The following is a 12853-nucleotide window of genomic DNA, read 5'->3' on the forward strand; positions in this document are numbered from 1 at the left end:
AAATTTCAAATTATCTCACAGGCGTTCTAAATTCCCCATACCCCAACAATCCGTCATAATTTCTTCCGAAAGGTTTATAGTACAAAAATGCCTGATAAAGATTTTCTGTCTGCCAGAAATTTCCGTTGATTTCCCCCAAATTCAAAGAACCGTTGGCTTCTTTGGTTGCGAGAATATAATTATAAAAACCTTGTTTCAGGAAAATTTTTGCGACATACTGTTTCTTTTCTGCATTATAAATCATTTGGGATTCTTTGTTTGCTTTAAAATTATTAAAACCTCCCACAATATAAAGTTCCTTATCCATCGGATCAGAATCTAGCGAAAAATGAACCCAAGCGTAATCCGCTTCTCTTTCTGCATTTCTTTCTAAACCTAAATCATTTCTTCTGTAATAAAATGCTCCGTTGACATCTGGCTGATATTGATAATTTAAAGGATATGCCCAAACCGGATGAAGATAAGTCTGATTGACGCCATCTTTCAAACCCGTTTCCTGCACCATATCTGCAGGCATATTCATGTTTTTATTATCGAAATAATAAAATTCGTTGTTTCCAGGAAATACAATACTCATCTGCTGAAACAAAATCTGACTTCCCAAAGTAGAACTCGGTTTAAGATTAGTAATCGTCATATTCTGATTGTTATTCTGCATCACATTCAATGTCATAGAATTCACATTTCCTGACAGATCTCCACCTTTTGAAGTCACCTGCACCTCTACCCTTTGATTGATATTCGGATTTCTGGCATCTGCAATTCTTGAAATATTCAGAGCTAAATTCGCCTGATCTTCCACCAAAGAAAATCTTTTGGTAAAAAGTGGTTTGTCTGCAGAGTCTTTGTAAACGACGATTTCAAAATTTCCGGATATTTTCGGTCTGATCTTATCGTTTGGAAAATTCAGTTTATAATGCGTGTAAGGTTGTATTGTATTGAAAGAATATTCAAATTGATCTAGCAACGCATTTATGCTTCCATTGGCAATTTCCGTGAAGAAAAGATTATCATCCTGCCAGTTTCTGTCGTAATGCTTGATGGTGTATCTGTAAATTGTACTTGAATTAGTCAAATCATCAAAGCTCAACACCAATTGCTGATTCATATTGATGACCGGCGTTTCGTCATTCGTCTGAGGATTAAACAACTGAATACTTTGAATGTTCTGCCCGAAAGCTAAAGAACCTAAACTGAGTAAAAATATCTGCAACGTTTTCATTATGACGAAGATAACGAATCTATAAAGAATATTGTATTTTTGATAAAAAAATATTCAGAATATGTTTCAAATACAGGCCTTCGTGTTCAATTTTGCAAGTGAAAATACTTACGTTCTTTTTAATGAAAACAAAAATGCATGGTTGATTGACCCAGGAAATATGAACGAGCAGGAAACCAAAGCAATTGAAGGTTTCATCATAGAAAATGGATTAAAGATTGAAAAAATCATTTTAACTCATGCTCACATTGATCATGTTTTGGGTTTGCAATGGGCATTTGACACGTATAAAATTCCTGTAACAATGCATGAAGATGATAAAGAAGTTTTGGATATGCTTCAGGCAAGCGGAATAAGATTTGGTTTTCAGATTCCTGCAGTAAATGTTGATATAGAATATGTAAACGAAGGTGACGAATTGGATTTCGACGGCGAGAAATTTAAAATCTATCACGTTCCGGGACATTCTCCGGGAAGTGTAGTTTACCATAATGAAACTCAGAAATTCATCATTTCCGGTGATGTTTTATTTGAAGGAAGCATTGGAAGAACAGATTTATACAAGGGAAATTACGAGCAATTGATTGAAGGAATTAAAACTAAACTTTTTGTTCTGGATGATGAAACGCAGGTTTTCTCTGGGCACGGAAATCCTACAACGATTGGTTTTGAGAAGCAGTATAATCCGTTCTTGAAGTAAAATTACGACCAATATTTCCAGAAAGATGTATCTCTTTAAAGAAACTAAATTTTCATCATTAAGTGATGCAATTCAAAATCCAAAGAATTGTAAAAAATTAAGCCTATCATTTATTGATCGTAACTTAAAGGATGAAGGTGTTATCTTTTCAAAATTCATAAACTTAAAAATATTAGAGATTCAAGCTGATCCAACCATTTATGATTTGAATGATTTTGAACTCCCGAAAGAAATTGCCAGCTTAAAAAAATTAAAAAAGATTTCACTTCTAAACCTTCCGTTCAAAACCTTTCCTGAATGGATAACTAATATAAAATCATTAAAATATTTAATGATTAGAGGAAATGAAATAGATTCAATTCCTGATTCAATATGTCAATTAGACAATTTAAAAACGCTGCGTGTTGAAAACTGTAGGCTGAATAAATTACCTACAACATTGAATCAAATGCAAAACTTAAGAATTTTAGGGCTTAGTGACACGGATTTAACATATCTGAATTCAGAGTTATTTCCTAATAATTTAAAAGAAATAAACTTATCTGGTAGGCAAAAATATGGGATATATGAATTAGAAAAGTTGAAAAGTGCAATAAAAAAAACTAAAATATATCCTAAAGTTGGTTAATTTGGAAATAATACCAAAAATTTACCACATTATAAAATAGATACCTTTAGCCTTAATCATAAAAAAACTCATAAGTATTAAAATGACATCAAAAAAAGTATATTATTTACTTTTCCTCTTCGTTTTTTTCATAACAAAAGTAAATGCACAGTTTGTAGGATATTATAAGTTAGACGACGAAGGTTTAGACATTCCAACTTATTCATTATTCATATTACCTGACAATAAATTTTATTTTTTCGAATCTGGTAGCTGGAAAACCGGAAAATGGAATGAAGTTGACAAAGACAACATACAGTTAACTGAAATTAAAACTGAAAACATCCCTATTGAGATTTATGGAAAATTTGATCAAAATATAAAGGAAATTACAGTCAATTTAGTGAGTTATTTGGGTGGCTTTCTTAAAACCTATGCTTTCATCAACTTTTCAAAAGACCTTATTTTTTCGAAAAAATTTCAGCCTGTTTTTAATGTTGATGAAAAATTAAGAGAAAATAATTATGTAATTACGAAAAAAAATGAAGAGTATAATTGGCTTACATTTAGTATCCCTTATGATAAAAATAAAGTAAAATATGAAATTAGCTATCCTTTCGATGCTGTCAGTTATACATTTCCAATGGATAAAAAGTATAATTACTATTATATCATAGAAAATATAGATTCTATTCTACAACCTGTGACCTTAAAGCTCACAAAATATAGTAACGGTTATTATATTGGTGTTGATAGATACATTAAACAGAAAGAATTGACGGCATCTGAAACAATGAAGAAAATTGAGGATACTAAAATAACAGTTGAAAATAACAGTTACAAAAAGAATTTCGGAACTAAAATCCCCCATAAGTCTGTAGAAAAAAACATTATAACTGAAACTTCAGTTATTAATCCCTCGGATTGAAATTTAGATTAGAAAAAAAATTCAAAAAACTTTCTTTAAATAAAAATAAAAACCGTCAGAAAAAATTCCGACGGTTTTCAATTTAATATAACGACTAATTGTTTAGAAATCTAAAGTAATCGAAGCTCTTACAGCTGCACCCATAATTGGTCTTGCCATAATCGTTCCGTCTCCAGATGGAGATCCTGCTCTTGGGTCACCTTCTGTAATTCCGATGGTATTGAAGATATTAGTTCCGTCAACTGCAAATCTAATTTTCCCCAACTGATAAGAAGTCCCCGCTCCTACCTCTGAGAATGACGGCAATGTCTGTGCATTTTTCTCGTCCTGGAAACGTTTTCCGTAATAATTCACACTTGCATACGCTCTCCATTGTTTTGTGATATTCACAGCCGGAGCGATATTGAAGTAAAACTTAGGCATTCTTCTTACGGTGTTGTCATCATAATTAAATGTAGATCCGTCCGCATTATTTCCTGTAAAATCTTTGTATTTAGGATTTTGAATGGTTCCGTTGAAAGTTACTTCCAATAAATTATTAAATAATCTCGCATAACCCTCTAACTCTACCCCAAAATTGGTCGTGTTGGCAAATTTATTTTCCGAGGTTCCGTCAGAGAAAACATCGGTAAAAGATAAGTTTTTCAATGTTGAATAGAACGGAATCACTGCTATATCAAAAGTTCTTGAGTAATATTTATATCCAACTTCCAACTGATTAGTCGTAACAGGTTTTATTGCTGAAAGATCCATCATATTATTGTAATACGCTTCTTCATTCGGAGATCTGAAACCATTAGAAAAACGTGCATAGACTGCATTTTCTGAATTAATTTTATAATTTAAGGCCGTAGTGAAAGATACTCTGTTGACATCGTATTTCCAATAAGTGAATTTATTCCCCAAAACAGACATATTATCATCCGCAGTTGTCGTTAAGAAACTGTGTGTTCCGTCTGTTGTCAGGCCAGAATTATTTAAGTTTCCGGAAGTTGTGTTTACACCATACCCTTTGTAGAAATCACGGCTGTAACGAATTCCTCCGTTGAAGCTTAAATCATCTGTAATATTGAAGTCTAAATTTGCATAAAGATCATTCAAACTTCCCTGAACCTGAGAATCTCTCAACAAGAAAGACATTTCCGTAACTCCATTGTAAGTTTTAGAATAACCTGTACTTGTTGGCGCAAGAGAAGTATCAACTAAATTTAATAACTCAGGTTTATCTGAAGCCGTTGCTAAAATATTGCTCCAGTTCCAGTTTTGATGAGATTTCCAGTTTGATTTGTAGAAACCTGCCGTTACATTTCCTTTATCAAATTTATAACTGAACTGTAAGTCATTCACAAAATTATTCATCTGCTTGTCGATTGCCCAGAAACCTAATTTCTGAACATACGCCGGATTCATAATTGCACCAGAACTTACTGATGAATACTGGAAATTATTACCTGTAATTCCATTGGAATTAGCAAACTCTGCTGCTGTTTGCGGTCCTCCTGCCGGGAAAATTCCGGTGTAATTCATGTCGATATTAGTATACCTTGTTTTATTTAAAACAGAGAAATTTCCACCTAAATCATATTTAAATTCAGCCCCCAAAACATCAACTTTCGGATGAATTCCGTCTTCTAAATTTCTGCTGAAAAACCCTCCACCCGCTTGTGGAATGTTTAACTGACTGATATTTCTGTAGCTGTACGTTCCGTAATTAGCATCAAATCCGTTAAATTCTTTTAAATCATTTCCATTTTGCACCAAAGGAATCGGAAGGTAAAAAGTATTTCTGTCATCAAGTTTTTTATAATAAACTTTAGCATAACCTTTATCGAAAACATATTTCAGATTCATTCTGATCTGTCCGCCCTGATTTGCTTTAAAACCAGTTTTTCTGATTCCGTCATCCGTTCTGTAAAAACCACCAACGTTAAAGAATAATTTATCCTGAACCAAAGCTCCGCCAACATTGACGTCTGTACGCATCAAACCGTAAGTACTTGTTTCTAATTTTGCAGTTCCTTTGAAATCGTTTCCACCTTCTTTTGTAATAAAGTTGATTAAACCTCCCGGAGAATTGGTCGCAAAAATAGATCCTGAACCTCCTCTCAAAGCTTCTAATCTGCTCACAGAATTATCTACTCTGAAGAAATTATCTGCATTCGCAAACTGCAAAGCTCCGTCTTCAAAAACCGGAAGACCATCTTCCTGAACCTGTACAAATTCATAAGCTCCGGCAGAAGGAATACCTCTTGCGAAAAGGTTATTTCCTACTTCACCACCTGAAGTTTCAACCGCAAAACCGGGAACTCTCTGCAATAAAGCAGCAGCACTGATCGGGTTTTGTTTCTGAATTTCCTTTGCACTGAACGTAGAAATCGCCGTACTCGATTCGATTTTTGGTTTCGGTCTGGAGTTACCTGTGATGACCACCTGGTCAATAGATGCAGTTCTTGTAGAATCCTGTGGAGTTTCTTGTGCATACGTATTATTGAAATAAAGCGTAGCAATTCCGGCAAGCAAAAAGATTGATTTGTTTTTCATAGCCAAATTGTTTTTATATAGTTTGTTTAATTATTTTTTAATTTTAGATAAACACCATTCGTCCACCCAAAGCCGTCCTGATTAGGATATTCCCCTCCTCCTGCGACAATTTCTATATCTAAAGCGTTGTATTTCTCCATCAATTTTCCGGTGTTTCTATAGACTCTTTCAACATTTGAAGACCAATTCTTTTTAATTTTTTCGGCTAAATCATCAAAACCGTAATTTTTCATTGATTTAAAACCTAACCATTGATAAGGTGCCCAAGCGTTTGGAAAATCCCATTGCTGACCTGATTTTTTGGTCGTAGTAACCAATCCGCCTTGATAAAGAAATTTTTCTTCTATATTTTTAGCAACCGATTTTGCCTGATTTTCGCTCGCTAAACCAAGAAATAAAGGATAAAGAGCCGCAATATGTTCGGACGATGTTTGTGCATTTTTTTTCGTGTGATAATCTTTATAAGTTCCTGAATTTTCGTCCCAGAAATATTTGTCGATCATCTCTTTTCTGTTTGCTGCACTTCCTGAATAATAGGCTTCTTTTTCAGCTAAATTTTGAAGTGATGAAGATTTTGCTAAAGTGTTTTCTAAATGCCATAAAAGACAATTCAAATCAACCTGAGCAAGATTTAAAGTTTCAATTGTCTGAATTGTATCTCCGTCTGCAAACCATCTGCTGGAAAAATCCCACCCTGATTCGCAGGCGCTTCTTATATTTCTGTAAAATTCTTCGCCAGCATTTTCACTGTCCTCAATATCAATTAAATAACTTTCAGGACGTGGTTCGTTTTCTGCGTCGTAATATCTGTTTAAAATATCTCCATTATTGGTTTTTACTACTCTTTTTATACTTGAACCATTCTCTAAATCTGCTTCGCCATTCATCCAAAAAATATATTCTTTTTCTAAAGTGTCGTGATATTTGATGTAAATATTTTCGTCTTTTGTTGTTTCAAAAAGCAAATCAACCATTAATGAAAAATAGGGCGGTTGAGAACGGCTTAGGAAATGAGTTCTGCTCGCATTCGGCACAAATCCAACAGTTTGAATTAAATAAGAACAGTTTTCAATAATATTTTCCATCATTTCCACCCTTCCTGAAACCTGCAGACCCAACATGATAAAATAGCTGTCCCAATAGAAAAATTCGTTAAAACGACCTCCTGGAACGACATACGGTTTTGGAAGTTTCAATAAAGTTCCTTTTTCTTCATAAGCTGTTCTTGTCAATTCATCCCAAAGTTTTTCGATATGATCATCAATTGGCAATTGAGTTTCTCTAGTAATTGAAATTTTAGCTCCTAAAAAATCGAAATTTGATAGTACAAATTGTTTTAAATCAAAGCCTTCTTCATTTTTTTCATTTTCATATTTAGAATTAATTTCAACAATAGAAAATAATGGAACAGCATCCGTCATTGTTTTTTGGTCTTCAAAAATCTGAGACCTTTGAACCTCATCAAAAAGAGTCTGAATTTCGTTGATATATAGTTGATTATTCATCTTTATTTTTTAGGATTTATTTTTAATTTATTCATGATCATTGCGGAAACAATCAATAACGAAAGCGGTATTAATGAAAGGTAAAACGCCTGCTGCCCGCTGAATTCCTGAAATACAAAACCAGTTATGATAGAACCTACTGTTCCTCCGATTGCAGAAAAAACTACTATCAAACCAGCCATTGCACTGTGTAAATATTTAGGAATTGATGCTAAAATTACAGAGTTGATACTCGGATAAATCGGTGCCAACAATCCGCCCATTAATGGAAATAGATATACCACAAGCGGAGCTTTTAACCAATTGGTATTGGTGGTAATATGAATATTATGAGTTAGTGGTAAAACCAATAGGATACTTATTGCGAAGCCAACCACACAGAAAGAAACCACATAAATCCAGCTGAATTTCTTAGAGAAAAAGCCTGATAAAAATCTTCCCAACGCAAAAGCTCCCGCCAAAACAGCTCCCGCCTGAATAGACATTGAAGTCGGAACTTTTAAAATTTCTTTATAAAAAGTCGGAGTCCAGGTCTGGAAACTCTGCTCTACCAAAACAAAAAGAAAAGCACACAGTAAAAAGAACAATACTTTTTTGTAACTGAATAAACTAATGCTGTTTTTTAAATCTCCCAGCAAGTCTGTTTTCTCACTTTTTGCTTCAGTTTCATTCAGTTTTGTGAAGAATAAAAACAAAAAAGACAAGGTTGAAAGTCCACCTAAAACCCAATATACCTTGAGCCAATGCGTAGATTTTGGATTAATATCGTCAATAAACAGACTGAACAAAACATTTCCCACTAAAACTCCAATCATAAAAAAGCCTTCCAGATAGCCCATAAAGCTTGAGTGCTCTTTATCTGTATTTGTGACCAATCCGATAGAGGTGAAAACCGAAATCTTAATTAAAGCAAAAGAAATCCCAACAATGGTAAATAATAATTTGAAAAACCAGAAGTCATTAGCAAACGGCATCACAAAACACATACAGCTTACCAGAAACAATGCAATTAACATCGATTTTTTAATTCCTATTTTTGGTAAAAATGATGCTAAGATAAATGAGCAAATTGCAATCGGTAAATCTTTAAAACCTTCCAAAACACTTGCAGAAGATTTTGAAATTCCGAAATTTTGCTGCATTTGTAAAATCACCGTTCCTACCGAATTCAAAAGAATCGCAAAAACGAAATAGTTTAAAAATAGAACCGCCTTGATGTTGAAATTTTTCATTAATTAATTTCTTGGTGGCTAAGATAGAAGCATTTCGGTTAACGTTAATTTAACATAGTAAATGAATATTTGAACTATATTAATATAATTCCTATTTTAGACAACGAAATACCATTAATTAAATGAAAGTTACATTTGAACGAGTAATCCCCGATGAAAAGAGCTCTTTTCGCACGATTCACAACAACTCGCCCATCTCCGAATTCAAATGGGAATATCATTATCACCCGGAAATTGAGCTCGTGTGTGTAATTTCCGGGAGCGGGACGCGACACGTTGGTTATCATAAAAGCAATTATACGAGTGGTGATTTGGTATTAATCGGCTCAAATATTCCACATTCAGGATTTGGTTTGAATTCGATTGATCCACATGAAGAAATTGTTTTACAATTCAAGCAGGAAATTTTGCAGTTTCCGGATCAGGAAGTTGAAGCAAAATCTATTAAAGATTTATTAGAACTTTCGAAATATGGCATAAAATTTCACAGAAAAATAAAAAAAATCATGATTCCAAAACTAAGGCTGATGCTGGAATCTGAAGGTTATAAAAGATATTTACTGCTGCTTGAAATCCTTTTTGAACTTTCAAAATCTAAAGATTATGAGCTTTTGAATAACGAAATTATGCCTTACACCATCATTTCAAAAAACAAAACAAGACTGGAAAATATTTTCACGTTTGTAGAACACAACTACGACAAAGAAATTAATATTGAAGATGTAGCAAAATTGGCAAATCTTACGCTTCCCGCTTTCTGTAATTTTTTTAAAAAGCAACACAAATCACGTTTACAGAATTCGTAAATCGATACCGCATTAACAAAGCTTGTTTATTAATGGCGCAGGATAAAAGCATTTCAGAATGCAGCTACAGTTGTGGCTTTAACAATGTAACTTACTTCAATCGAATGTTTAAAAAATATACAGAAAAAACACCTTCAGAGTTTATGAAGAATTTCTCGCACAATAAAGTCAATGTAGATTTGAAGATTGAAGCTGAGGTTAAAGCTTCGTTTTAATAGTTTCTCTGGTAAATAAAAATCTGTATTATGTCAAATCTTCGAGAATATAAAAGAAAAAAAGCCGTTCAAAAGAACAGCTTATATATTATTGAATTGCAAATCATCAACTGACAACCTGCAACCATCAACTTTAATTATTTCCATTTAATATTACAACCCATGCTTGGACGTTGAATTTCTTCCTGTGGCTCGCCAATCAAAAGGTTTTCAAAAGCAATAATCAAATCTTCACCAGTCACTTCTTTATGATTTCCTGGTCTTGAATCATCCATCTGACCTCTGTAAACAAGATCTAATTTATCATCAAAGAAAAAGAAATCCGGAGTACAAGCTGCATCATAAGCTTTCGCAATCGCTTGACTTTCGTCATATAAATAAGGAAAATCAAAATTTCTCTCAATTTGGAATTCAATCATTTTCTCCGGAGAATCTGCAGGATACTTTTCAACATTATTTGAGTTGATCGCAATAAATTCAATTCCCGCCTCATTATAATCTTCATACAATTCTGTCAACTTATCGATAACATGAAGCACAAACGGACAATGGTTGCACATAAAAATTACCAATGTACCTTTTTCACCTTTCAAATCATCTAATGACTGAATTTCATTGCTTTTTGAAGGATTAGGAAGTTCAAAAAACGGGGCTTTTGTGCCTAATGCCAACATATTTGAGGGAGTATTCATATCTTTTTATTTGTCTACAAAGATAAAGATTTCTTTTAGTAGTTGCTAAAACAATAATCTAATTGAGTTAGGCTATTTAATCTATTAATTTTTACAATAATTAAAAAATTACTTACTCCAACTCCCATTCTGTCAGCATCTGCCAATTATAAAAGTTCTTCAAAGTCTTTCGTTAGAAGTTAAATGTCAAAATCATTTGGTTGGTATGGTTAAATGTTTGTAGTTTTGCTAACACTGTTAGTAAAATAAAAATCATGGGTTTACATGAACGTCGTCAAAGAGAAAAAGAATCTATCCGTGCAAATATTTTGCAGGCTGCATTCACTTTGGCTAAAGCTGACGGTTGGGCTTCGCTTTCTATCCGTAAAATAGCTGATGCAATTGAGTATAGCGCTCCGGTTGTTTACGATCACTTTGAAAACAAAGAAGCGATTTTATATGAAATCTCTATCAATGGGTTTCACTGTTTGCAGATAGAATTACTGAAAGCTCAGAAAAAACACGAAACTCCCGAAGATCAATTGACAGCAATTGTAGATGCTTACTGGAATTTTGCTTTTAAGAATAAAGAATATTATCAATTGATGTTCGGTCTTGGAATGCAGTGTAGCGGAAAAGGTTTGATGAAAGAAGAATTTTCGTCTTTCCAGGATATGCTTTACGACTGTACTTTTGAAATTATAAAGAAGAAAGGTTCAAATGAGAACAATGCTTGTCACTCTTCTCATGCTCTGTTTTCAGCAGTTCACGGATTGATTTCGATTATGATGATGAGAAATGATGACATCCCTTCAACAATGAATAAAACAACATTAGACGAAACGGTTTCGGCTTTTATTAAATCATTGTAAATTTTTTTTGAACTAAAAATTAACACCGTTAGGAAAAGTAACACGGAATAATTAACATTATTCAATTATTATAAATTAAAAAAGAAAAAACCGATTAATATGAAACATAACTTTTTTACATTATTTCTGGCAATTTTTTTTCCTTATCATTAACACCGTTAAGAAAAATAACACCGAAAACCTCATTTATATTTAAAATCAACATTAAAAATGTAATTATGGAAATAGCAAAATAATCTGCCACTCAAATGATGTTATTTTTTTGCTCTGTTAATTAACACCGTTAGAAAAGATAACATAATTTAAAATTAAAACAACATTACTTAATCTAACACTTCATTAAAAAAATAAAACTTAAAATGAAAACAACCGCAAAAGCAAAATTAATCGTACTTATATCGAGTATCATTTTTTTACAAAGTTGCACAAAAGCGGCAGAAGGCACTAATGCTGCTCCACCCGCTCCAGAATTACCGGTATTTACCGTTACTACTTCACCAGCAACTATTTACCAAGAATTCCCAACCGCATTGGAAGGAAAAAATAATGTAGAAATCCGTTCACAGGTTGATGGATATTTAGATAGAATTTATGTAGAAGAAGGTGCTTATGTGAGAGCCGGACAAGCATTATTCAAAATAGATTCAAGAGCTTACGGAGAGCAAATGAATATGGCAAACGCTAATTTACAGGTTGCCAATGCCAACATCCAAAAAGCGAAAGTTGAGGTTGACAGACTTCAGCCGTTAGTTGCTGCAAAAGTAGTTTCTGATGTACAATTAAGAACTGCAAAAGCTAATTATGCAGCAGCTGTTGCAGCAGGATCACAGGCAAAAGCTTCAGTTGGCGGAGCCAGAATCAATGTAGGATTTACAACAATCACAGCACCAGTAAGCGGTTACATCGGAAGAATTCCTTACAAAAAAGGAAGTCTGATCTCAAGAACAGATGCCAATCCGTTGACGATGTTATCAGACATCAGTGAAATTTATGCTTACTTCTCTTTAAGCGAATTGGATTTCATTGGTTTCCAGAAAAAATATCCGGGAGCGACCTTAAACGAAAAACTGAAAAACATGCCGATGGTAGATTTGGTTATCGCCGACAACACCACATATCCTGAAAAAGGTAAAATGAGCATCGTTGATGGACAGTTTGATAAAACCACAGGAGCAATCAGTGTTCGTGCAGTTTTCCCAAATGCAAACGGAGCATTGAGAACAGGAAATACAGGGAGAGTTCGTATGCCACAATTATTTGCCAACACGCTAGTTATTCCTCAGGAATCAACCTTTGAAATACAGGATAAAGTCTACGTTTATGTAGTCGGAAAAGATAAAAAAGTAACCTCGAAACCTGTAACGATCTCAGGAAAAACAGAAAGCTACTACTTTATCTCTGAGGGAGTTGCAGTTGGTGACAAAATCGTCTACACAGGAATTGGTGCATTGAAAGATGGAGTTACCATTCAGCCGAAAGCGATTTCATCTGACAGTCTTTTAAGAGCAAGACCATTGTAAAAAGTGTTTAAACTTTTAATACAAAAGTCAGAAA

General features: G+C 33.6%; 12 protein-coding genes. 7 read left to right on the plus strand and 5 right to left on the minus strand.

What is annotated here, in order from left to right:
• Positions 1-10: 10 nt before the first annotated feature.
• Complete coding sequence (locus tag EAG08_RS07265) at positions 11-1222, minus strand: type IX secretion system plug protein domain-containing protein (RefSeq protein ID WP_129534867.1); 1212 nt, start codon at positions 1220-1222, stop codon at positions 11-13.
• 61 nt (positions 1223-1283) lie between these two features.
• Here EAG08_RS07265 and EAG08_RS07270 point away from each other — a divergent pair, with 61 nt between their 5' ends.
• From EAG08_RS07270 to EAG08_RS07280, 3 genes are all read left to right on the plus strand, one after another.
• The gene (locus EAG08_RS07270) at positions 1284-1922 is read left to right on the plus strand and encodes an MBL fold metallo-hydrolase (protein WP_129534868.1); all 639 of its coding nucleotides are present in this window, start codon (positions 1284-1286) and stop codon (positions 1920-1922) included.
• 25 nt (positions 1923-1947) lie between these two features.
• Complete coding sequence (locus tag EAG08_RS07275; RefSeq protein ID WP_129534869.1) at positions 1948-2550, plus strand: leucine-rich repeat domain-containing protein; 603 nt, start codon at positions 1948-1950, stop codon at positions 2548-2550.
• 82 nt (positions 2551-2632) lie between these two features.
• Positions 2633-3457, plus strand: a complete 825-nt coding sequence (locus tag EAG08_RS07280; RefSeq protein WP_129534870.1) for a hypothetical protein — start codon at positions 2633-2635, stop codon at positions 3455-3457.
• 102 nt (positions 3458-3559) lie between these two features.
• Here EAG08_RS07280 and EAG08_RS07285 read toward each other — a convergent pair whose 3' ends face one another.
• The 3 genes from EAG08_RS07285 to EAG08_RS07295 are packed head-to-tail and all read right to left on the minus strand — an operon-like array spanning position 3560 to position 8735.
• Positions 3560-5998 carry a TonB-dependent receptor gene (locus EAG08_RS07285; RefSeq protein WP_129534871.1) on the minus strand — a complete coding sequence of 813 codons (2439 nt, stop codon included), beginning with the start codon at positions 5996-5998 and terminating at the stop codon, positions 3560-3562.
• A gap of 26 nt (positions 5999-6024) precedes the next feature.
• Positions 6025-7503 (minus strand): trehalase family glycosidase, encoded by a 1479-nt coding sequence (locus tag EAG08_RS07290; protein WP_129534872.1) that lies wholly within the window; start codon positions 7501-7503, stop codon positions 6025-6027.
• Positions 7504-7505: 2 nt separating this feature from the next.
• Positions 7506-8735 carry an MFS transporter gene (locus EAG08_RS07295; protein WP_129534873.1) on the minus strand — a complete coding sequence of 410 codons (1230 nt, stop codon included), beginning with the start codon at positions 8733-8735 and terminating at the stop codon, positions 7506-7508.
• A gap of 122 nt (positions 8736-8857) precedes the next feature.
• On the opposite strand from EAG08_RS07295, the gene EAG08_RS07300 reads away from it, so the two are divergent.
• A complete protein-coding gene (locus EAG08_RS07300; protein ID WP_228446813.1) occupies positions 8858-9541 on the plus strand; it encodes an AraC family ligand binding domain-containing protein in 684 nt (227 codons plus the stop codon).
• A gap of 11 nt (positions 9542-9552) precedes the next feature.
• Positions 9553-9756, plus strand: coding sequence for an AraC family transcriptional regulator (locus EAG08_RS21950; RefSeq protein WP_317126326.1), 204 nt, complete (start codon positions 9553-9555; stop codon positions 9754-9756).
• Positions 9757-9893: 137 nt separating this feature from the next.
• Here EAG08_RS21950 and EAG08_RS07305 read toward each other — a convergent pair whose 3' ends face one another.
• Positions 9894-10448: a thioredoxin family protein gene (locus EAG08_RS07305; RefSeq protein ID WP_129534874.1), complete on the minus strand. Its 555-nt coding sequence runs from the start codon at positions 10446-10448 to the stop codon at positions 9894-9896.
• A 254-nt stretch (positions 10449-10702) separates the two neighbouring features.
• Between EAG08_RS07305 and EAG08_RS07310 the strand changes: the two genes are divergently transcribed.
• A complete protein-coding gene (locus EAG08_RS07310; RefSeq protein ID WP_129534875.1) occupies positions 10703-11299 on the plus strand; it encodes a TetR/AcrR family transcriptional regulator in 597 nt (198 codons plus the stop codon).
• Between the two features lie 359 nt (positions 11300-11658).
• Positions 11659-12819 carry an efflux RND transporter periplasmic adaptor subunit gene (locus tag EAG08_RS07315; RefSeq protein WP_129534876.1) on the plus strand — a complete coding sequence of 387 codons (1161 nt, stop codon included), beginning with the start codon at positions 11659-11661 and terminating at the stop codon, positions 12817-12819.
• Positions 12820-12853 lie beyond the last annotated feature (34 nt).

The organism is Chryseobacterium sp. 3008163 (assembly GCF_003669035.1).
In the GTDB taxonomy this organism is placed as follows: Bacteria; Bacteroidota; Bacteroidia; order Flavobacteriales; family Weeksellaceae; genus Chryseobacterium.

Excerpts from the sequence above, each read along its gene's own strand:
- EAG08_RS07265 (WP_129534867.1), bottom strand. The coding sequence starts at position 1,222 with ATGAAAACGTTGCAGATATTTTTACTCAGTTTAGGTTCTTTAGCTTTC.
- EAG08_RS07270 (WP_129534868.1), top strand. The coding sequence starts at position 1,284 with ATGTTTCAAATACAGGCCTTCGTGTTCAATTTTGCAAGTGAAAATACT.
- EAG08_RS07275 (WP_129534869.1), top strand. The coding sequence starts at position 1,948 with ATGTATCTCTTTAAAGAAACTAAATTTTCATCATTAAGTGATGCAATT.
- EAG08_RS07280 (WP_129534870.1), top strand. The coding sequence starts at position 2,633 with ATGACATCAAAAAAAGTATATTATTTACTTTTCCTCTTCGTTTTTTTC.
- EAG08_RS07285 (WP_129534871.1), bottom strand. The coding sequence starts at position 5,998 with ATGAAAAACAAATCAATCTTTTTGCTTGCCGGAATTGCTACGCTTTAT.
- EAG08_RS07290 (WP_129534872.1), bottom strand. The coding sequence starts at position 7,503 with ATGAATAATCAACTATATATCAACGAAATTCAGACTCTTTTTGATGAG.
- EAG08_RS07295 (WP_129534873.1), bottom strand. The coding sequence starts at position 8,735 with ATGAAAAATTTCAACATCAAGGCGGTTCTATTTTTAAACTATTTCGTT.
- EAG08_RS07300 (WP_228446813.1), top strand. The coding sequence starts at position 8,858 with ATGAAAGTTACATTTGAACGAGTAATCCCCGATGAAAAGAGCTCTTTT.
- EAG08_RS07305 (WP_129534874.1), bottom strand. The coding sequence starts at position 10,448 with ATGAATACTCCCTCAAATATGTTGGCATTAGGCACAAAAGCCCCGTTT.
- EAG08_RS07310 (WP_129534875.1), top strand. The coding sequence starts at position 10,703 with ATGGGTTTACATGAACGTCGTCAAAGAGAAAAAGAATCTATCCGTGCA.
- EAG08_RS07315 (WP_129534876.1), top strand. The coding sequence starts at position 11,659 with ATGAAAACAACCGCAAAAGCAAAATTAATCGTACTTATATCGAGTATC.